The 20,959-nt window shown below is 69.1% G+C and carries 20 protein-coding genes; 16 read left to right on the top strand and 4 right to left on the bottom strand.

Annotation, left to right across the window (positions count from 1 at the left end):
• Window positions 1–24 precede the first annotated feature (24 nt).
• The 15 genes from ACPL7H_RS16975 (at window position 25) to dapD (ending at window position 16,358) form a co-directional block, all read left to right on the top strand.
• On the top strand, window positions 25–1,074 hold the full coding sequence (locus ACPL7H_RS16975; RefSeq protein ID WP_424797966.1) for a LacI family DNA-binding transcriptional regulator: 1,050 nt from the start codon (window positions 25–27) through the stop codon (window positions 1,072–1,074).
• 169 nt (window positions 1,075–1,243) lie between these two features.
• Complete coding sequence (locus tag ACPL7H_RS16970) at window positions 1,244–3,193, top strand: DUF2264 domain-containing protein (protein ID WP_424797965.1); 1,950 nt, start codon at window positions 1,244–1,246, stop codon at window positions 3,191–3,193.
• The gene (locus ACPL7H_RS16965) at window positions 3,190–4,245 is read left to right on the top strand and encodes a hydroxyacid dehydrogenase (protein WP_424797964.1); all 1,056 of its coding nucleotides are present in this window, start codon (window positions 3,190–3,192) and stop codon (window positions 4,243–4,245) included. The genes ACPL7H_RS16970 and ACPL7H_RS16965 overlap by 4 nt, the downstream gene beginning before the upstream one ends.
• A complete protein-coding gene (locus tag ACPL7H_RS16960; RefSeq protein WP_424797963.1) occupies window positions 4,242–5,135 on the top strand; it encodes a sugar phosphate isomerase/epimerase family protein in 894 nt (297 codons plus the stop codon). The genes ACPL7H_RS16965 and ACPL7H_RS16960 overlap by 4 nt, the downstream gene beginning before the upstream one ends.
• A 30-nt stretch (window positions 5,136–5,165) precedes the next feature.
• A complete protein-coding gene (locus tag ACPL7H_RS16955) occupies window positions 5,166–6,461 on the top strand; it encodes an extracellular solute-binding protein (protein WP_424797962.1) in 1,296 nt (431 codons plus the stop codon).
• 4 nt (window positions 6,462–6,465) lie between these two features.
• Window positions 6,466–7,407 (top strand): carbohydrate ABC transporter permease, encoded by a 942-nt coding sequence (locus ACPL7H_RS16950; RefSeq protein WP_424788166.1) that lies wholly within the window; start codon window positions 6,466–6,468, stop codon window positions 7,405–7,407.
• Entirely contained in the window at window positions 7,400–8,341 is a 942-nt protein-coding gene (locus tag ACPL7H_RS16945) for a carbohydrate ABC transporter permease (RefSeq protein WP_424797961.1), read from the top strand. Before ACPL7H_RS16950 ends, ACPL7H_RS16945 begins: the two co-directional genes overlap by 8 nt.
• Before the next feature lie 7 nt (window positions 8,342–8,348).
• Window positions 8,349–8,963, top strand: a complete 615-nt coding sequence (locus ACPL7H_RS16940; RefSeq protein WP_424797960.1) for a hypothetical protein — start codon at window positions 8,349–8,351, stop codon at window positions 8,961–8,963.
• A gap of 4 nt (window positions 8,964–8,967) precedes the next feature.
• Window positions 8,968–9,858 (top strand): patatin-like phospholipase family protein, encoded by an 891-nt coding sequence (locus ACPL7H_RS16935; RefSeq protein ID WP_424797959.1) that lies wholly within the window; start codon window positions 8,968–8,970, stop codon window positions 9,856–9,858.
• On the top strand, window positions 9,858–11,009 hold the full coding sequence (locus tag ACPL7H_RS16930) for a 1-acyl-sn-glycerol-3-phosphate acyltransferase (RefSeq protein WP_424797958.1): 1,152 nt from the start codon (window positions 9,858–9,860) through the stop codon (window positions 11,007–11,009). Before ACPL7H_RS16935 ends, ACPL7H_RS16930 begins: the two co-directional genes overlap by 1 nt.
• Before the next feature lie 155 nt (window positions 11,010–11,164).
• Window positions 11,165–11,812, top strand: a complete 648-nt coding sequence (locus tag ACPL7H_RS16925; protein WP_424797957.1) for a Maf family protein — start codon at window positions 11,165–11,167, stop codon at window positions 11,810–11,812.
• Between the two features lie 250 nt (window positions 11,813–12,062).
• Window positions 12,063–13,901 carry an acetyl/propionyl/methylcrotonyl-CoA carboxylase subunit alpha gene (locus tag ACPL7H_RS16920; RefSeq protein WP_424797956.1) on the top strand — a complete coding sequence of 613 codons (1,839 nt, stop codon included), beginning with the start codon at window positions 12,063–12,065 and terminating at the stop codon, window positions 13,899–13,901.
• Window positions 13,902–13,917: 16 nt separating this feature from the next.
• Window positions 13,918–14,874, top strand: coding sequence for an NUDIX domain-containing protein (locus ACPL7H_RS16915; RefSeq protein ID WP_424797955.1), 957 nt, complete (start codon window positions 13,918–13,920; stop codon window positions 14,872–14,874).
• 185 nt (window positions 14,875–15,059) lie between these two features.
• Window positions 15,060–15,338 (top strand): HesB/IscA family protein, encoded by a 279-nt coding sequence (locus tag ACPL7H_RS16910; protein ID WP_424797954.1) that lies wholly within the window; start codon window positions 15,060–15,062, stop codon window positions 15,336–15,338.
• A gap of 75 nt (window positions 15,339–15,413) precedes the next feature.
• A complete protein-coding gene (gene dapD / locus ACPL7H_RS16905; protein WP_424797953.1) occupies window positions 15,414–16,358 on the top strand; it encodes a 2,3,4,5-tetrahydropyridine-2,6-dicarboxylate N-succinyltransferase in 945 nt (314 codons plus the stop codon).
• A 21-nt stretch (window positions 16,359–16,379) separates the two neighbouring features.
• Here dapD and ACPL7H_RS16900 read toward each other — a convergent pair whose 3' ends face one another.
• The 4 genes from ACPL7H_RS16900 to fdxA all read right to left on the bottom strand — a co-directional run bounded on the left by ACPL7H_RS16900 (window position 16,380) and on the right by fdxA (window position 20,526).
• Window positions 16,380–17,426 (bottom strand): TerC family protein, encoded by a 1,047-nt coding sequence (locus ACPL7H_RS16900; protein WP_424797952.1) that lies wholly within the window; start codon window positions 17,424–17,426, stop codon window positions 16,380–16,382.
• A 99-nt stretch (window positions 17,427–17,525) separates the two neighbouring features.
• The gene (locus ACPL7H_RS16895) at window positions 17,526–18,824 is read right to left on the bottom strand and encodes a citrate synthase (RefSeq protein ID WP_424788156.1); all 1,299 of its coding nucleotides are present in this window, start codon (window positions 18,822–18,824) and stop codon (window positions 17,526–17,528) included.
• A gap of 228 nt (window positions 18,825–19,052) precedes the next feature.
• Entirely contained in the window at window positions 19,053–20,189 is a 1,137-nt protein-coding gene (gene dapC / locus ACPL7H_RS16890; protein WP_424797951.1) for a succinyldiaminopimelate transaminase, read from the bottom strand.
• Window positions 20,190–20,202: 13 nt separating this feature from the next.
• A complete protein-coding gene (gene fdxA, locus ACPL7H_RS16885; protein ID WP_424788154.1) occupies window positions 20,203–20,526 on the bottom strand; it encodes a ferredoxin in 324 nt (107 codons plus the stop codon).
• 178 nt (window positions 20,527–20,704) lie between these two features.
• Between fdxA and ACPL7H_RS16880 the strand changes: the two genes are divergently transcribed.
• Complete coding sequence (locus ACPL7H_RS16880; RefSeq protein ID WP_424797950.1) at window positions 20,705–20,950, top strand: hypothetical protein; 246 nt, start codon at window positions 20,705–20,707, stop codon at window positions 20,948–20,950.
• The last annotated feature ends 9 nt before the right edge of the window (window positions 20,951–20,959 follow it).

Raw genomic sequence — 20,959 nt, 5'->3', positions numbered from 1 at the left:
CAGAAACGCGCTAGGGGAAGGCCAGTGTCCGAAGGCAAGAGCGCGACGAAGCGCCCCACCGTCCGGGACATCGCTGCCCACGCGGGCGTCTCTGTGGCCACCGTCTCCCGCATCCTCAACGGTGCCTACCAGGCTCCCCAGGCCACCCATGAGAAGGTGATGCGCGCCGTTCAGGACCTGGACTACCGCACCTCCACCACCCGTGCACTGACCACCTTGACCGGCACCATCGCGGTGGGAATCCCGCACATGCGGTCCCTGTACTACATGACGATCGGTTCTGGCATCGAGGAACAGGCCCGCACCGCCGGTATCGGCGTGCTGCTGAGCACCACTGCCGGCATCCCCGAGTTGGAATTGCAGTTGGTGGACATGATGCTCCAGCGCGGGGTGGAGGCAGTCATCCTGATCGGCGGCATCGAGGAGCGGACCGATCATCAGGCCGCCCTGGCCGACCGCGCCCACGCCCTGGCCCGAGGAGGGTCGCGCCTGGTGCTGTGCGGCCGGCCCTGGCAGGGCCCGCCCGACGCTCCGGTCTCGGTCGTCAACTACGACGCCGCAGCCGCTGGCTATGCAGCCACCACCTACCTGCTGTCCAACGGGCACCGGCGCATCGCCCACCTGGGCGGGCCCAATCGGTTCGCCACCGGCATGCTGCGGGCCCGCGGTTACCGCCGCGCCCTGGCCGACTTCGGCGTCGAGTTCGATGAGTCGCTGATCGCCACGGCAAAAATGGACCGGGAAGCGGGCATCTACTACGGGCGCAAGTTCCTCACCGAGACCGACGCCACCGCCATCTTCGCCGCCAACGACGAACAGGCCGCCGGCATCATCGCCGCCGCACGCGCCGAGGGCCGCTCGATGCCGGAGGAACTGTCCCTGATGGGTTTCGACGACACCCTGCTGGCCCGCGACCTCTATCCCGCGCTGACCAGTCTGCACGTGCCCCAACTGGAGATGGGCCGCGCCGCGGCACGGATGGCGATGTACCGCGACGACCAGGCCGAGCAGCGCCTGGAGATCGGCACCCACGTGGTGGTTCGCGACTCGGTGCGCCGGGTCGCGTTGAACTGACCGCTCGGCCGTCCGATGCGTGACCTCACCGGGGACGGTGATTCGGTCCCTCGAAGCGCTTGACGGAATGCGCAGTGCCACCCATACTCGGTGAAACATGTTCCATTGCTGATGACGCAGCGTCGCATCCAGTCATGATCCTGTCCGAACCTCGACGCCGAGGAGTTCCGTGCTCACCACCACACCAGCGCCCCTGACCCGTGAGGACCTGTCCGATCAGGTGCAGAGTTGGTGGGCACCCGTGGCGCAGCGACTCAGCCCCGGCAGCGCCCGGGCGCAGTTGGGCTCCACCGGCGCGCACTTCGACAACGCCGCCGCCCAGCTGGAGGGTTTCACCCGTCCGCTGTGGGGTCTGGCGCCGCTGCTGGCCGGCGGCGGGCAGGTGGACACCGAGCCACTGCTGGCCGGCCTCACCCACGGCACCGACCCGAGCCATCCGGAGTACTGGGGGCCCGCGTCCGGACGGGACCAGCGGCTGGTGGAGATGGCTGCGATCGGGGTCTCCCTGGCTCTCGCACCGGAACAGCTCTGGGATCCCCTGACCAGCAAGGCCAAGACCGACCTGGCCACCTGGCTCGGGCGGATCAACGAGGTGGAGTGCAACGACAACAACTGGTTGTTCTTCCGGGTGCTGGTGAACGAAGGTCTGGGCGTGGTCGGCGCCGCCCAGGCAGACCCGGCCGCGAGCGCAGCGGCGCTGGACCGGCTGGAGTCCTTCTACCTGGACGGGGGGTGGTACGCCGACGGACCTTCTGGCCGGTGTGACTACTACGTGCCCTTCGCCTTTCACTACTACGGCCTCATCTACGCCCGCTTGGCCGCCGAACGCGACCCTGCCCGCGCCCGTCGTCTCATCGACCGGGCCCAGCAGATCGCCACCGACTTCGCGCACTGGTTCGACGACGACGGCGCGGCCCTGCCCTACGGGCGCAGCCTCACCTACCGCTTCGCCCAGGCCGGGTTCTGGGGCGCGCTGGCCTTCGCCGATGTCGAGGCGCTGCCCTGGGGTGAGATGAACGGACTGTTCACCTCCAATATGCGCTGGTGGTCCGGTCAGCAGATCACCGACGGGACCGGGGTGATGAGCATCGGGTACGGCTACCCGAATCTGAATATGGCCGAGGCCTACAACTCGCCCGGCTCGCCCTACTGGGCGATGAAGGCCTACCTGCCCCTGGCGCTGCCGGCGGAGCATCCGTTCTGGACCCACGCCCCCCAGCAGTACTCACGTGAGCCGGTGCGCCGCCAGGAGCCGGCCCGCCTGGTGCTGTGCGACGACCGTGCCGGTGGGCACGTGTTCGCCCTGGCCGCCGGCCAGGATGCCGAGCAGTTCCGACACGGCGGAGCCAAGTACTCCAAGATGGCTTACTCCACGGCCTTCTCGTTCTCCGTGCCCGCCGGTGGTACCGGCCTGCAGGAGCTCGCCGCCGACTCCGCCCTCGCGCTGAGTGAGGACGGGGTGCACTGGCGCACGCGCCGGGTTCCCGAGGAGGTGGAGTTCATCGGCGACGTGCTCTGGACCCGCTGGCAACCCTGGCCCGATGTCACCGTGCAGACCTGGCTGTGGGCGCACCTGCCGTGGCAGGTGCGCGTCCACCACATCCGCACTGCTCGCGAATTGATCACCGCCGAGGGGGGCTGGGCCCTGGACCGCACCGGGGACGTCCGCTCGGCGCCACAGGGCGAGCACATGCGAACCTCCGGCGCGGCCTATGCCCGTTACCCGGCCGGCTTCAGCGGCGTGCAGGACCTGGACGGGCGCCGGGGCGGTGAGGTGGTCGTTGCCACGCCCAACACGAACCTGCACTTCCCGCGCACGGTGATCCCCACGCTGACCGCCCGCCACGAGGCGGGCAGCGCCACCCTGCGCTCGCTCGTCCTGGGCAGCACGCACCCCGGCGTGCCCGCCGGGTGGGCGCAGGCCCCCACGATCCCCGAACTCGCAGAGCACCTCCCGGCGGCGGTGCGGGAGCGGTTGGCGGATCTGGTGCTCGCCGAGCCCGGGAGTAGCGCCGACCGGACCGCCACCGAATCCACCCGCACCAACGTGCTGCCCGCCCCCGCCCTGACGCCGCCGATTCCGCTCGCCGCCGACCCGACCGGGCAGAAGGACCGATGAGCGCCCTCACACCGGCGCACCCCTCCGGTACCGGGGCAGGTGCGCGTCGACCCAAGGCCGTGCTGGTGATGTTGCCGCGCGCCTTCCGTGAGCAGTTCGGGCCGGCCGAGCACGAGCGCCTGCACACCCTGGCCCAGGTGGACGAACCGGTCCACCTGACCCGGTTGGACACCGTCGAGGCCCGCGCCCGCCTGGCCGAGGTGGAAGTGCTCATCACCTCTTGGGGTTGCCCCCATCTGGACGCCGAGATCCTCGACCATGCGCCGAACCTGTCGGTGGTGCTGCACGCCGCCGGGACGGTGCGTGCCCTGGTCTCCTCCGAGGTGTGGCGCCGGGGCATCCAGGTCAGCAACTGTGCCGATGAGAACGCCATTCCCGTGGCCGAATTCACCCTGGCCGCGATCATCATGGCCGGCAAGAAGGCCCCGTTCATCGCCGCCGCTGCCCGCACCGGTCGGGCCACCTGGTCCGATTACCGCAAGGCGTTCGGCCCGATGACGAACCTGGACACCACGGTCGGGATCATCGGGTTCTCCAAGATCGGACGGCGCGTGGTGCAACGGCTGCGCACTCTGGAGGTCTCGACGCTGGTCTATGACCCCCTGGTCGATCCGGAGGAGATCCGGGCCGCCGGTGCCCGTCCGGCCTCCCTGAGCGAGATACTGCGCCGGGCCGGCACCGTCTCGGTGCATGCTCCCGCCCTACCCAGTACCCGGCACATGATCGGGGCGGCCGAACTGGCCCAGATGGCTGACTACGCCACCCTGATCAACACCGCCCGCGGCTCGCTGGTGGACACCGCAGCCCTGGAGGCCGAGTGCGCCTCGGGAAGGCTGAACGCGATCCTGGACGTCACCGACCCCGAACCCCTGCCGCCGGGCTCGGTCTTGTACGACCTGCCGAACGTGATGCTCACCCCGCACATTGCCGGATCCCAAGGGAACGAAACCCTGCGGATGAGCCGGAACGTGCTCGATGAACTCGAGCGCTACGCCACCGGGCAGCCCCTGCGTAGCGCGGTCACCGCCAACGAGCTGGAGGTGATGGCGTGATCTGGCCGTTCGCCGCCTCCACCCTGGGCGCGATTGACGAAGACCTGCCCGCGTTGGCGCGGATGCTGCCCGCGCACGGCGCAGCCCTGGTGGAACTACGGACCGCCGCCGACGCCCCGGTACACGTGGGCCTGACGGGAACCGAGCGTGCCCAGGTCCGGCGCGTCTTCACCGACGCCGGGGTGCAGATCCTTGCCGTGGCCAGCCGGGTGCGGATCGCACAGGCCGGTGATGACGAGACGGTCACCGAGTCGCTGGCCGCACACCTGAACCTGGCGGCGGACCTGGGCGCGGACTTCGTGCGTGTCTTCCCCGGGGCACCGGCCCCCACGGCCGCCACGGACGAGTTGCCGGTACTGCACGATGGGGCGGAGGCCGCCTCCGCCGTCGTCCGTCGTTTGACGGCCTGCCTGGACGTAGCCGAGGACGCCGGGGTGCGCATCCTGCTGGAGACCCACGACTCCCACCCCCGCGGCCAGGACATCGCTGCGCTGCTGCACCGTCTCTCCGAGACTGTCGGGGAGCACCAGGTCGGGGCCGTCTGGGACGTGCTGCACCCGTGGCGGGTCGGGGAGGACCTGGCCATCACCGCGAAGGCGCTGTTGCCATACCTGATCGACGGCCGAGGCTACGTGCAGATCAAGGATGTGCCCTCCCGGGCCGACAAGACACCGGTGCTGCAGGGGTCGGGAGCAATCCCGCTGGCGCCGTTTCTCGACCTGCTAGCCGACGGTGGCTACACCGGGCCGGTGTCCCTGGAATGGGAACGGCACTGGTACCCCGACGCCCCGCCGCTGGCGCAGGCGCTGGCCGCGGCCTCCGCGGCCCTGGCCCGGTACACACCCACTCCCACCCAAAACGGTCCGAACCCGGTCCGTGAAAACCGCTGACCCCGTCAGCACAACGAAAGGATGGAAGCGATGACGCTTCGACGGCGAGACTTCATCACCGCCTCCGGGCTCGGCCTGACCGGGGCGGTACTTCTGGCCGCATGCGGAAACGGCAACGGCGGCAGCGCCGGGGGCTCCAACGGCGGAAACGGGAATGGAGGCGGAGGTAGCGAACAACTCTCGATCCTCACCCCCGAGTTCGCCGGGACCTCCGGCCAAGCCGCGTTCGAAGGCGACATCCTCGCTGCCTTCGGCGACCACACTTTCTCGGTGGACTACACGGACTGGGACCGGTTGAACGAGAGCCTTTCCGCCGCGGTGGCCGGTGGCGTGGTCGCCGACCTGATCATGGTCGGTGCGGGCTGGGTGGAACCTTTCGCTGAGCGTGGTGTGCTGGGTGAGTTGCCCGAGTCACTCCTGGACGGCAAGGGGCTCGACGAGAATCTGGTTGGCATCGGCCGACACGACGGGACTCTCTTCGGCATTCCGTATTTCGTGGATGGGCGGGTCCTGACCTATCACCGCGACATGTTCGATGCTGCTGGCATCGATGAGGACAATCTGCCCTCCTCCCTGGAGGACTTCCGGGAGATGCTCAAGGAGGTCGTCCCCGACGGCGGCGTGGCGATCGACCTGTTCTCCCAGAACCTCCGGCAGGTCTGGGCTCACCTGATCGGCGCGTACGGCGGGGACATGTTCAGTGCAGACGGCACCGAGGTGGCGTTCACCGATGGCACCGGCGTCGCAGCCCTGCAGTACATGCTCGACCTGGTCGAGGACGGTACCGCCAGCTTCGATGTTCAGGCCGCCGAGGGACAGCCCCGTCCCTGGCAGCAGGAGCGCGCCGCCATCGACATGATGAACTCCTCCTCCTGGCCCACCTTGGTGCAGGAGACGCCGGGCCTGGTGACCGAGGAGAGCATGGGCATGATGCTGCTCCCCTCCTCCGGTGGCGGTGACCCGGTGATGTTCCAGGGCGGCACGCTGCTGACCATCTCCGCCCGTACCCAGAACGAGGAACTCGTACAGGAACTGGTCAACCACATGATGGAGCCGGAGCACCTGCTCACGGCCGTGGAGGAGGTCGGCAAGGTGCCCTCGCGGGAGGACCTGGACGAGTCGGTCCTGGCGGAGAACCGGGTGCTGACCTACACCACCGACAACTTCCAGTACGCCACCGCGTTCGAGGGCGGCAGCCCGGCGTGGATGGAGGTCCGTGGCGCCGTCTCCGGTGAGATCGAGGCCGCCATCGTGGGGCAGAAGACTGCGGCCGAGGCCGTGGACGCCCTGGCCGCGGTCGCCGAGGACGCCATCAGCAGGATCTGAACCCATGACACTACTGACCGCCTCGCGTGCGGAGCGGCAGACCGCCGGCGGCCCCACAGGTGGCCGCCGGCGGCGCACGCTCGCACAACGACAAGCCCGGTGGGCCTGGGTGTTCGCGCTGCCGGCAACGGCGCACATCGCGATCTGGACAGGGCTACCGATCCTCGTCGCGGCCACCTTGAGCCTGACCCACTACGACATCCTCAACCCGCCGACGTGGGCTGGGGTGGCCAACTACGTGACGCTGTGGAACGACGCCATGTTCTGGCGCGCCCTGTGGCACAACCTGGTCATCGCCGTCGTCGGTATCCCGATCTCGATGCTGATCGCGTTGGTGCTGGCGGTGATGCTCAACCAGGGCCTGCGCGGCAGCGCGGTCTATCGCACGGCCGTCTTCCTGCCCCACGTGACCGCCACAGTGGCGATCGCCATGATCTGGTTGTGGATCTACTCCCCCGGTGACAACGGACTGCTGAACCGCGCCGGGGCGCTATTCGGCATCCCCAACCAGCAGTTCCTGATCTCCCCGGACCAAGCGCTCGGGTCGATCATCCTGGTCACGATCTGGCAGGGCCTGGGCCTGAAGATGATGATCTACCTGGCCTACCTGCAGGGGATCGATCAGCAACTCTACGAGGCCGCCGAGATCGATGGCGCCACCGCGACCCAGAAGTTCTTCCGGATCACGATGCCGATGGTCAAGCCGGCCACGTTCTTCATCCTGGTCACCTCGATCGTGGGCAACTTCCAGACCTTCGACCTGATCTTCGTGCTCACCCAGGGCGGTCCGGCGAACGCCACCACAGTCATCACCTGGGAGATCTATGAGACCGCGTTCCAGGAGTTCCGGATGGGGCTTGCCTCGGCGCAGTCCATGGTGCTGCTGGCGGTCCTGGTGGTCCTGACCGTGATCTCACGCAAACTGACCGGAGGACGCGATGACTGACGTCGTCAAGGACCCTGCGGTGCCCGGTATCCCCGAGGTCCGCGAGGTGACCAAGGCGCCCCGATCAGCACGGAAACGCCGACGGAGCAGGCGGTTCCTGCTCGGCATCCTGCTGCTCGGCATCTCGTTCGTGATGGCCGCTCCGTTCCTGTGGATGTTCCTGACCGCGGTGCGCAGCACCGAGGAGTTGTTCTCCACCCCGATGCCGCTGTGGCCGAATGAGTGGCAGTGGGAGAATTTCCGGATCGCGCTGGAACGTGCCCCCTTCCTGATCTACGCCAGGAACAGTTTCACGATCGCCCTGGTGCACACCTTCTCCAACCTGTTGCTCGGGTCGATGTGCGGGTACGCGCTGGCGAAGATGCGGTTCCGGGGTTCCACACCGGTGTTCGTGTTCATCCTGGCCTCGATGATGATCCCGTTCTACGCAATCGTGATCCCGGAGTTCCTGATGGTGCGGCACATGCCGCTGGCCGGCGGGAACGACTTGTTCGGGCAGGGCGGGATCGGCTGGATCGACTCCTGGCCGGCGCTGCTGGTACCGGCGCTGGTGTCCCCGTTCAACATCTTCCTGTTCCGGCAGTTCTTCGTCTCCACCCCCACCGAGTTGATGGAGGCGGCCCGCATCGACGGAGCCAATGAGTTCCGCATCTACGCCCGCATCATGGCCCCGCTGATCAAGCCGGGCATGCTCACCGTGGCTCTGCTGTCCTTCGAGCAGGGCTGGAACAACTTCCTGTGGCCGCTGATCGTGACCACCAGCACCGAGATGCGGGTGATCCAGGTGGGGTTGTCCGTATTCCGCCAGGAGGCGGGCACCGAGTTCAACCTGCTGATGGCCGGAACCACCATGGCGGCGGTACCCATGATCATCCTGTTCGCGATCTTCCAGCGCAGTTTCGTCAACGGCATGGTCGCCACCGGGATCAAGTGAGGCACGGATGCGACTGATCGAGTTCCTGCGCAAGCCCTCGGCTTTCATCGCCGCGAACTGGGCCGGCCTGCTGGGCGTGCTGACCGTGGGTGGCGCCGTGCCGGCCTTCGCCGGCAACCAGCGAGTCACCTCGTCGCTGGATACCTATGCCGATGAGGGCGGGGTCACGGTACTGCGGCAACTAAGGCACACCTGGTGGCGCGACCTGCCGGCGACGGCGTGCTTCTGGGTCTACGTGATCTCCGGTAGCGGAACCGTGGCGTTGATGGTCGGGGTGTTCGAGGCGCCCACCCGGGTCTTCTTCGCCGGATTGCTGGTGCCGGTGTACTGGGTGGCGGGGGCGTTGCTGGGTTGCTACATCCGGGCCGCGGCAACGGTGCCCGTGCATGCTCCCCGGGGCCTGGTGGTCGATGAGATGGTCCATCTCGCCCTGGCGCACCCGTTCCGTGCCCTGCTGACGGTGCCGATGGTGATCGCCACCGCACCGGTGTGGGCGCTGGCTCCGCTGACGGTGGCGTGCGGGCTGAGCGTGCCGGCCTGGGCGCTCAGCACCGTCTGGGGCCGGGGCGTTGCAGCCTCGCCGAGACTCGATCGATTCGCGAACACGGTGTCCCTAGACTGACCGCGTGAAGGACGACGGCCCGGCCCTGGACGCGGAGGTGCCGCGGGCGAAGCGCCCGCAGCGGGCCGATGGGCACGGTCCGGTCGCCTACGTCCTTGGTGGTGGGGGCGTGCGTGGGGCCGTCGAGGTCGGGATGCTCGAGGCACTGCTGGAGGCCGGCATCACCCCGGACCTGGTGGTCGGGTCCTCCATCGGGGCCATCAACGGGGCGATCGTCGCCGCCGACCCCAGCCTCGCCGTCGTCGACCGCCTGATCAAGGCATGGACCTCCCCCCAGGCCCGCGCCGTGTACGGAGACGGGTGGCGGCGGCAGTTACGGCGTCTGGCCAGTAGTGGCACCCACCTGAACTCCCCCGACCCGCTGCGGGAACTTCTGGAGGAGGCCCTCGGCACCGACGTCACCTTCGAGGACCTCGCGGTGCCGTTCCGGGTGGTGGCCGCCAATGTCGAACGCGCCGCCGAGCACTGGTTCACCTCCGGTCCGGTGATCCCCGCGGTCCTGGCCTCGGCCTCGGTTCCGGGCCTGCTCCCCCCGACCAATGTCGACGGCGAACACTTCATCGACGGTGGGATCGTCAACTCCATCCCGATCGAGGCGGCCGTGCAGGCCGGTGCGCGCACCATCTACGTATTGCAGGTGGGCCGGGTGGAGGAGGAGCTGAGTTCCCCCGAGAACCCTCTGGACACCTTCCGGGTGGCCTTCGAGATCGCCCGGAGGCACCGGTTCGCCCGGGACATGCGCCTGCTCCCAGAGCACGTCACCCTGCACATGCTGCCCAGCGGCGGGGCGATCGAGGGCGATGAGAAACTCAGCGCCTACCGCGACATGACCAGGACCCGGCGCCGGATCGAACGCGCCTACGCCGCCACCCGCCAGTACCTACGGGCCTTGTGATGCCCGTGCCACCTCGGTGGGTCCGCCGCCTCGTGATCGCCCCGGCCGTGGTGCTGGTCACCATCCTCGTGCTGGCCACGTTGCCGGTGCTGGTGCTGGTGGCATTGGCGCTGACCTCACTGGTACCCGGGTACTTCCGCCTTCCCCGGGTGCTGTGGCTGACCCTGTTCTATCTGACCTGGAACTCCGCCGCCCTGGTCACGATGCTCGGCCTGTGGCTGGGGTCGGGATTCGGCTGGAAGATCCGTACCCCAGCGTTCCAGCGTGCCCACTACGTGGTCGCCGCACGGTTCCTCCGCGCGCTGTTCCGGCAGGCCCGCTGGGTCCTGCGACTGCGGATCACCCTGCACGGGGATACCCCGGACGCGGACTCCTTCGGCCGGCAGCTGGCCTCGGGCCGGCCGTTGATCGTGGCGTCCCGGCACGCCGGGCCCGGGGACTCCCTGGTGCTCATCCACACCCTGATGAACACGGTGTCCAGGGAACCCCGGATCGTGCTCAAGGAGACGCTCCAATGGGACCCGGCGATCGATGTGATGTTGAATCGGCTGCCGAACCGGTTCATCGCCCCAGCGCCCTTCACCCCCGACGGGCGTCCACGCGAATCGGTGCTGCGCGCCCAGATCGCGGATCTGGCTCGCGGACTGGATCACGACGACGCCTTCGTGATCTTTCCCGAAGGAGGCAACTTCTCCCCCCAGCGCCGCGAACGCCGCATCGCCCGGTTGCGGTCGATGGGTCTGGAGCAGATGGCACGCCGGGCCGAAGCGATGCGGCACGTGCTGGCCCCCTACCCGGGCGGGATGCTCGCGGCGATGGAGGCCGCCCCCGATGCTGACGTGGTGTTCATCGCCCACACCGGTCTGGACCGGATGGTCAGCATTGGTGATGTCTATCGGGAACTGCCGATGGACAAGGAGATCATCAAACGGGGCTGGCACGTACCGGCCGAGCAGATCCCCGCCGGGGAGGAAGCCCGGCAGGACTGGTTGTACACCTGGTTCGAGACGATCGACGCCTGGGTGCAGGAGCACCAGCCGCGTGATCTGGGCCCGCCGCGGCAGCGGCGCGGATCGCGCCCCTCACGGTCGCGGCAGCGGCGCGGGCGGTCGCCGCTGCCGGAACGGTCCGAGCAACCACGTGAGCCCTAGGCGGTCCCGGGTCAGTCCGGGACCGTCACGATGGCGATGCCCAGGACACTGGGGCGCGGCGGCCTGTCCGCACGCGACGACTCGGCCCCGGCCCTACAGGACCAGGCCGCATCGCACCGCCCCGGCCACCGGGCTCTGGCGATTACGCTCCTGGGGTGACCACATTGCTGCTCGCCTCGGCCTCTCCCGCCCGCGCATCCTTGCTCCGGGCCGCCGGCGTCGACCCGCGCATCCACGTCGCCGACCTGGACGAGGACGCCCTGCTGAACCGGGCCCGGAACGAACGCGGCGAGGAACTCACGACCGCCGAGTCCGTGGCCATGCTGGCTCGGGCCAAGGCCGAACAGGTCGCAGGCCTCATCACCGATGCCGACCTGGTGCTCGGGTGTGACTCCCTGCTGGAGATGGACGGTCGTGCGCTCGGAAAGCCCGGCACCGTCGAGACCGCGCGAGAGCGGTGGCGGCAGATGCGCGGTCGCACCGGGGTGCTGCACACCGGGCACTGGCTGATCCGGACCGGCACCGGTTCCGACGAGGAGAGCCGGGCCGCCGGGACCGTGACCGCTACCGCCGTGACCTTCGCCGACATCACCGACGATGAACTGGAGGCCTACCTGCGCAGCGGCGAACCGCTCCGGGTGGCCGGGGCCTTCACCATCGACGGCCTGGGTGGGGCATTCGTGCGCCATATCGACGGCGACCACCAGACCGTGGTCGGCCTGAGCCTGTACGCCCTGCGTGATCTGCTGACGCAGGTGGGGCGCCGCTGGATCGACCTCTGGGCCGAGGCACCCGGGGCCTGAGTGCACCGGTGCCGGCCCCGTGGTGCACACGCCGACCAGCCGAGGAGTTGTACATATCGAACTACCCAACATGACGTTGGCTGGGTGGTGAGCACGAGAGTTTGTAGACTTCACACAAGCATCACGGTGCGCCCTTGCCCTCCGCTACGAAGTTGCCAGCCGCGCGGCGGCCAAGGTCTCAACCAGGGGCACGGGAGTACTACCGTGGACCTTCGCCGGCCCGCATGACCTGTGAACACAAGGAGACTGAATGACGACGTCCGTCCCGCCGCAGGTCACTCCCGCACCGCTGCGCAAAGTGTTGATCGCCAACCGCGGGGAGATCGCAGTCCGGGTGGCCCGGGCCTGCCGGGACGCATCACTGACCTCGGTGGGGATCTACGCCGATCCCGACCGGGACGCGCTGCACGTGAAGCTGGTCGATGAGGCCTACGCGCTGGCGGGTTCGCGGGCCCAGGAGACCTACCTGGACATGGGCAAGGTGCTGGACGTGGCCCGGCGCAGCGGCGCCGACGCGGTTCACCCCGGGTACGGGTTCCTGTCCGAGAACGCTGAGTTCGCCCGCGCCGTGATCGAGGCGGGACTGACCTGGATCGGACCGCCCCCGGAGGCGATCGAGGCGCTCGGGGACAAGGTCTCGGCCCGCCAGATCGCGCAGAAGACCGGGGCGCCCCTGGTGGCGGGTACCCCCGATCCGGTCGCCGATGCCGGGCAGGTGCATGCCTTCGCCGCCGAGCACGGGTTACCGGTGGCGATCAAGGCTGCTTTCGGGGGTGGTGGCCGCGGCCTGCGGGTGGCCCGAAGCACCGAGGAGATCGATGAGCAGTTCGACTCCGCCGTGCGCGAGGCAACCGCGGCGTTCGGGCGTGGGGAGTGCTTCGTGGAGCGGTTCCTGGATCGCCCCCGGCACGTGGAGACCCAGTGCCTCGCCGATGCCCACGGCACCGTGGTGGTGCTGTCCACCCGGGACTGCACACTGCAGCGCCGCCACCAGAAACTGGTCGAGGAAGCCCCGGCCCCGTTCCTCACCGCCGAACAGGAGGCTCAGTTGCGCACCGCCTCCGAGGCGATCCTGACCGAGGCCGGTTATGTCGGCGCGGGCACCTGTGAGTTCCTGATCGGCACCGACGGCACGATCTCCTTCCTGGAGGTCAACACCCGCCTGCAGGTGGAACACTGCGTCACCGAGGAGATCACCGGCGTGGACCTGGTGCGCGAGCAGTTGCGTATCGCCGCCGGTGAGCCTCTGGGCTATACCGAGGTGGCCACCCGCGGGCACTCGATCGAGTTCCGCATGAACGGCGAGGACCCCTACGGCTCCTTCATGCCCGCGCCCGGAACCCTCGCCACCCTGCAGTGGCCGGCTGGTCCCGGGGTCCGGGTGGACTCCGGCGTGGTGGCCGGTGACACCATCTCCGGGGCGTTCGACTCGATGCTGGCCAAGGTCATCATCACCGGGGCGGACCGGACCCAGGCGTTGCAGCGCGCCCGCCGCGCCCTGGCCGAGACCGAGATCACCGGCATCCCCACGGTGCTCCCGTTCTTCACCGCCGTACTGGACGAACCCGACTTCACCGCCACCGAGGCGCACCGTTTCGCGGTCCACACCACCTGGATCGAGACGGACTTCGCCGGCCGCCTGAGCCGGCCCGCTCCCGACTCGGAGCCGGCGCCGGCTCCGGCCGGCTCCCCGTCCGGGGAGGAGGAGACCGAGCGGGTCGTGGTGGAGGTCGGCGGCAAACGCCTGGAGGTGGTCCTCCCGGCCGGGCTGAGCCGCCGCGGCGCCGCGCGGACCAAGGGCCCGCGCCGCCCCTCCCGAAGGGGTGCTGCACGCGCCGGAGGAAATGCCTCCGGCAACGGCCTGGCCTCTCCGATGCAGGGCACGATCGTCAAGATCGCCGTGGAGGAGGGCCAGCAGGTCGCCGAGGGTGACCTGGTCGTGGTGCTGGAGGCGATGAAGATGGAGCAGCCACTCAGCGCCCACCGGTCCGGCACGGTGCAGCACCTCACCGCCAAGGTGGGGCAGACCGTCAGTGCCGGCACCGTGCTCTGCCAGATCGACGTGAGTGACTCCGGCGCCGGGTCCTGACCCCCTGCGGCCACCCGTGCGCGACTCGCAGGACGGCGACGGCTGGGTCTCCTGCGCGTGCGGGCAGCGGCACTGGGGACGCTACGGCGCAGCCGGGCTGCTGTTGGCCGACGGCGGGGGCCAGGTGGTCCTGCAGCACCGTGCCCCGTGGTCCCACCACGGCGGCACCTGGGGCATCCCCGGCGGTGCCCGCAACGCGGGCGAGAGTGCCGTGCAGGCCGCGGTGCGCGAGGCCGGGGAGGAGGCAGGGGTCCAGGACCCGGTGCTCCCCCACGCCAGCCATGAACTGGCTCACCCGGACTGGAGCTACACCACCGTGCTGGCCCACGTCCCGGGCGGAATGCAGGTCCGGGCCACCGACGCCGAGAGTGTGCAGGTGCGGTGGTACCCGCTGGACCGGGTCACCGCGTTGCCTCTGCTGGGTGCCTTCGCCGAGGCGTGGCCGCTGCTGCGGAGAATGCTGAGGACCCGGGCGGTGCTCGTGGTCGATGCGGCCAACGTGGTGGGTTCCCGGCCCGACGGTTGGTGGAAGGACCGGGCCGGTGCCACGACCCGCCTGGCGAGCCGGCTCGCGGCCCTGGCCGGTCACGGCGTCGCGGCCGACGCACTCGGTCTGCCCGGGCACACCTGGTGGCCCGCGATGGTGCTGGTCACCGAGGGAGCGGCCCGCGCCGCCGACGACGTGGCTCCGGTGCATACCGTGCGCGCCCCCGGCGAGGGTGATGAGGAGATCGTGCGCACGGTGCGTCGTGCCCTCGGTGGTGAGTTCAGTACCGCTCGCGCCGGCAGCGGTCCGGCCGGCGGGCAGGACGACGCCGGCGACGGCAGTGACAGCGGCCACGCCGCCGGGTTGGATGTGCACGTCAGCGTGGTCACCGCCGATCGTGCGCTGCGTGAGCGAGTGAGCGGTGCCGGCGCAGAGGTGCTCGGGCCGGGCCGGTTGTGGCGACTACTGGACGCGCTGGAGACCTGACCGCAGTACCCCGGTGCGAGGGAAGCGTGGCTGCCACTCGGCCCGTTCACACCGCGGCATTCCTCCAAGGCATCCGCGCCGCCGGGGTTGCATCCTGGCCAGGAAACCGTAACGGTGGAAGGGCCCGAGGCGCTGACGCGGAGCACGCGTTCCGTGCAGTGTCACTGCCGAAGGAAGGATTCCCCGTGCTTACCCTGACTGAGAACGCCCAGTCCGCGATCAAGGCGATCACTGCCGAGGCCGACCTGCCGGAGACCGGCGGTGTGCGCATCGCGGTGGCCGAGGAGGGCAGCCAGCTCCACTTGGAACTGGCCCCCGAGCCGCAGTCCGGTGATGAGGTGGTCGAGGCCGAAGGTGCCCGTGTGTTCACATCCGAGGAGGCCACCCAGATGCTCGACGGGCAGGAACTGGATGCCGGCCAGACCGAGGAGGGCACCGGCTTCACCCTGCGTCAGCAGACCTGACCACACCCGCGCCACCGCCCGCGACCGTGCCATCCCGGTGCGGACCCGCGGGCGGTGCGCGCGTAGGCTTGGCCCATGAGAACGCGCCGCGCATGGGGAACCGGACTGGCCACCGTCACCGCAGGTGGGAGCACGCTGGACGTGTGGTTCCCCGACCCGGCCCTCGGTGAACCCAGCCCTGGTGATGCCGGCCCCTACGGGGTCCCGGCCGATCTGGCCGCACTGGCCGGCGCCGACCCGGACCGCGCCGCCCACCACCAGGTCCGCACCGTGATGATCGACCTGGACGAGGCACCGCGCAGCACCGAGGACGCCTACCTGCGTCTGCACCTCCTCTCCCACCGGCTCGTCACCCCCAACTCGATCAATCTCGAGGGCATCTTCGGAGTGCTCCCGAACGTGGCCTGGACCTCGGCCGGCCCGTTCGCGGCCCAGGAATTCGAACGGACGCGGCTGTCGCTGCGCGCGGCCCACCCGGGGTTGCAACTGCAGGTGTACGGCGTGGACAAGTTTCCCCGGATGACCGACTACGTGGTCCCCAGCGGGGTGCGCATCGCCAACGCCGACCGGGTCCGGCTCGGTGCCTACCTGGCCGAGGGCACCACCGTGATGCACGAGGGATTCGTGAACTTCAACGCCGGCACCCTGGGCGCCAGCATGGTCGAGGGTCGTATCTCCCAGGGCGTCGTGGTCGGGGACGGGACCGACATCGGCGGAGGCGCCTCGATCATGGGCACCCTCTCCGGTGGTGGTACCGAACGGATCACGGTCGGTGAGCGCTGCCTGCTCGGTGCGAATGCCGGGATCGGGATCTCCCTGGGGGATGACTGTGTGGTGGAGGCAGGCCTGTACGTGACCGCCGGCACCAAGGTCAACGTGCAGGGCAGGGTGGTCAAGGCCGGTGAACTCTCCGGTATGGACTCCCTGCTGTTCCGTCGCGACTCCACGACCGGGCAGGTCCAGGTGCTCCCACGGACCGGTTCCGGAGCCGCCCTGAACGCAGCCCTGCACGTCCCGTAGATCTACCTGGGGCCCGTTGGCTCAACTCCGACGCGCGTTCAGGACGCCGTCATCCGCCGGGCCGGTACCGTCGTCCGCCGGAGGGCCGTCGTCATCGGTACCGGTGGACCGGTCCTCGGCGCGTTGCGCGCGCACGCTCGCGAACACGGCGGCGGCCAGCACCACCCCGATCACCGCCAGGCTCTGTGCGGTGGAGGCGTGGTAGGTCTCCACGACGTTCTCGATGATGAGCGTGGCGCCGATGTAGACCAGGATGAGCGCCACCGCGATCCTCAGGTAGCGCAACCGCTCGGCGATACCGGACAACAGGAAGAACAGGGCTCGTAGGCCGAGCAGGGCGAACCCGGTGGCGCACATGACCACCACCACGTCGGTACTGATCGCCAGCGTCGCCGGCAGGGCGTCCAGCGCCATCACGATGTCACTGAGTTCGACCAGGATCAGGGCCAGCAGCAACGGGGTGGCACGCAACCGGCCGTCCTCACGGACAACGAAGCGATCACCGCGGAAACCCTCGGTGGTGGGCAGAACCCGTCGGATCAACCGGGTGAGGGCCGAGTCGGTCTGTCCGGCGGCATCGGTACCGCCCGCGGGGTGCCCGCCGACCGGCTCGTGGCGCTCCCGCCACATCTTGTACCCGGCGTAGAGCAGGAACGCCCCGGCGACCCACAGCACCCAGGTGAAACTCTCCATGATCACCACACCGGCGTTGACCACCCCGAAGCGCAGGACCAGAGCCCCCAGCACCCCGAAGAGCAGCACCCGTCGTTGGGCGTTCTTGGGTACCCCGAGGGAAGCAAAGACCACCAGCCACAGGAAGACGTTGTCCACCGACAGTGACTTCTCCACCACGAAGACGCCGAAGTAGTCCCCTACCGACCCGCCGTCGCCGTAGAAGGGGAACACCGCGAAGCCGAAGACCACCGCCGCGCCGATCCAGACCACTGACCAGACCGCGGCCGAGCGCACCGTCACGGTGGTGTCGCGGCGATGCACCACGAATAGGTCGATCGCCAGCAGGACGATCACCACCACCCCGAAGATGGCCAGCACCTGTGGACCGCTCATCGGCGCCCTTCCCCTTCCGCGACCGCCGCATCCTCCGCACCAGAGGCTAACCCTGCCGGGACTGTCCCGTACGAGTCCCGGGCGCGGAACTGCCCGGTCTCAGCGCTGGCTGAGGGGCACGTACTGGCGCTCGGTGGCGCCGGTGTAGACCTGCCGGGGCCGGCCGATCTTGGTGGCCGGGTCCGCCATCATCTCCCGCCACTGCGCGATCCAGCCGGGGGCCCGGCCGACCGCGAACAGCGGGGTGAACATGTTCGTGGGGAACCCCATCGCCTTGTAGATCACGCCGGTGTAGAAGTCCACGTTGGGGTAGAGCTTGCGCTCGATGAAGTAATCATCGGACAGCGCGATCTCCTCCAGCCGCTGGGCGATCTCGAGCAGTTCGTCCTGCACACCCAGAGCCTGGAGCACCTCCGCAGCGACGTCCTTGACGATCGCCGCGCGCGGGTCATAGTTCTTGTACACCCGGTGCCCGAAGCCCATCAGGCGCACGCCGGACTCCTTGTTCTTGACCTTCTGCATGAAGGTGTCGGCCCCGTCGGGGCTGTCCCGGATCTCCTCGAGCATCGCCAGCACCGCCTCGTTCGCCCCGCCGTGCAACGGGCCGGAGAGCGCCCCGACACCGGCCGAAACCGAGGCGTAGAGGTTCGCGTGCGCCGAACCCACGATGCGCACCGTGGAGGTGGAGCAATTCTGCTCATGGTCGGCGTGCAGGATCAGCAGCAGACGCAGTGCCTTCACCAGCGACTCATTCTGCTCGTAGTCACCGTTGTCATCGGCGAAACTCATCCGCAGGAACCCCTGCAGGTAGTTCAGCGACTTGTCCGCACCGATCATCTCCTTGCCCTGGGAGCGGCGGAAGGCGTAGGCGGCGATGGTGGGCAACTTCGCCAGCAACAGCACCGTGGCCAACTCCACCGCGTGCTCATCGAACGGGTCCACGCTCTCGGGGTAGTAGCCCGGCAGCGCCGAGACCGCCGAGGACAGCACCGCCATCGGGTGGGCATCGGTAGGGAAAGCGCCGATGAGGTTCTTGAAGTTGTCGTGCAGATGGGTGTGGCGCTCCACCCGCTCGGTGAACGCGTCCTTCTGCGCGGGGGTGGGCAACTCGCCCTGGATGAGCAGGTAGGCCACCTCCAGGAAGGTGGCCCCCTTCGCGAGTTGGTCGATCGGGTACCCGCGGTAGCGCAGTATCCCGGCGTCCCCGTCGATGTAGGTGATCTTGGACTCGCAGTTGGCGGTGTTCATGAACCCCGGGTCCAGCGTAGCCAGCCCGGTCTCCTTCAGCAGTGAGGAGATCACCACACCGTCGTTGCCCTCGCTCGCCCTGACCCTGGCGAACTCCAATTCCTGGCCGTCCACCTGGAATGTTGCGGGGGGCGGTGTGGCGTCAGTCATGTCTATCCCTTCCTGGCGTTATCCCTCGGCCACATCCCTAGCGTGGATCGCACACCACGATGGGCCCTGGACGCAATCTACCGGCCGGACAAAGGTCGTGCCCAATCGTTGCCATGTTTTCCAAGGGTGGCATTGCGCACCACCTGAGACCCGAGCAGGTACCTGCGGCACCACCACCGGGCAGCCCGGATCCACCGCCGGCAGGCCCCGGCGACGTCGTCCCGGCGCTCAGGAACCGGTGAGACGCCTCGCGGCGTCGGCCACTCGTTCATCGAGTGCGGTCAGGGAGATCCGCACGTGACCGGTACCGGCTGCGCCGTAGAAGGCTCCCGGGCCGGCCAGGATGCCCAGATCGGCCAGGGAGTCCATCAGGGCCCAGCAGTCCTGGCCGGTGAGCACGGAGTCCTCCTGCGGACGCACCCACAGGTACAGTCCGGCCTCGGAGTGGTCGACGGCGAATCCCGCCTGCCGTAGCGCCGGCACCAGGGCCTGGCGCCGGGCGCGGTAGAGCTCACGCTGGCGGTCCACGTGCTCATCGTCACCGAGGGCTGCGACCATCGCCGCCTGCACCGGGGCGGGCACGATCATGCCCATGTGCCGGCGCATCAGCACCAGGCGAGCGATCAGGGCGTCATCACCGGCCAGGAACGCGGCTCGGTATCCGGCGAGGTTGGACTGTTTGGACAGCGAGTAGGCCGCCAGCAACCCCTCATGGGACCCGCCGCTGACCCGCTCGTCCAGCAGGCTCGGCACCGGCTCGAGATTCCACGGAACGTCCCAGCCCAGCTGGGCGTAACACTCATCGGAGGCCACCACGGCCCCCAGGTGACGGGCGGCGGTGACCACCTCGGCCATCAACTCGGTGCCCAGCACCGCGCCGGTGGGGTTAGACGGGGAGTTCAGCCAGACCAGCCGGACGGCGGGGTTGCCGGTCCACTGGGCCACATCGTCGGCGATGAGCACCTCCGCACCAGCCAGTTGGGCGCCGATCGCGTAGGTGGGATAGGCCATCGAGGGCACCACCACCACATCCCCGGGACCGATCGACAACAGCGAGGGAAGCAGCGCCACCATCTCCTTGGAACCGACGGTGGGCAGTACCGCCCCCGGGTCCAGGCCGGGCACGCCGCGGGCGCGGTCGAACCAGGAGCTGATCGCCTCCCGAAGTGCCGCCGTCCCGGCCACAGTGGGGTAGCCGGGGGCGTCGGCGGCCTCAGCGAGGGCCCGCTGGATCACCGGTGGCGTGGGGTCCACCGGAGTGCCGATGGACAGGTCCACCAACCCGCCGGGGTGCGCGCCGGCGCGCTCGGCGTAGGGCGCCACCGCATCCCAGGGGTAGTCCTGTGTGATCTGCACCAGACCCATCGACGGACGCCGCTCAGTCGTGCTGCTGCGGTGGCAGGGCGGCCACGATCGGGTGATCGAAGTTGATCAGCCCCATCTGCGCGGCCCCACCGGGTGAGCCGATCTCGTCGAAGAAGTTCACGTTCGCCTCGTAGTAGTTCGCCCACTGCTGCGGAACGTCGTCCTCGTAGTAGATCGCCTCCACCGGGCACACCGGCTCACACGCCCCACAGTCCACGCACTCATCGGGTTGGATGTACAGCATCCGTTCACCCTCGTAGATGCAGTCGACCGGACACTCATCGATACAACTCTTGTCCTTGAGGTCCACACACGGTTCGGCGATCACATACGTCACAGACGAGGTCCTTCCTTGCGGTGGATACAGTGGCCCAACGTGGGCATCACCAAGGTCCGGTCCTAGTATCGCCCATTCGGCCGGTTCGGGCAGGCCCTCCGGCCCCCGGGCGGAGATGGCACCGTACCGGTGGGCCGGCGATCACGAGGAGGAGGCAGTAGGTGGAGCGGAGGCGACGGTGAGTGAATCCGCGGCGAGACCGTTCTGGCGCGGTTGGCAGGTCGGGGAACGCGTGGTGGTGCGGTACCGGATCGAGGAGGGCCGCTACTCCGACGCACTCGGTGAGTTGGCCCGCGTCGATGACGACGGTGTGGACGTGATCACCAAGCGCGGGCTGGTGTCGGTACCCGCCGCCACGATCGCGATCGGTAAGCGGGTCCCTCCCCCGCCCACGCGCCGGCGCCGGCCCCCGCCCGGGCAGTAGCGCGGGCCG

Origin of the sequence: Pseudactinotalea sp. Z1732, assembly GCF_049724975.1 — a bacterium.
Classification (GTDB): Bacteria; Actinomycetota; Actinomycetes; order Actinomycetales; family Beutenbergiaceae; genus CALKWS01.
This window is presented reverse-complemented; position numbering and strand designations above follow the sequence as displayed.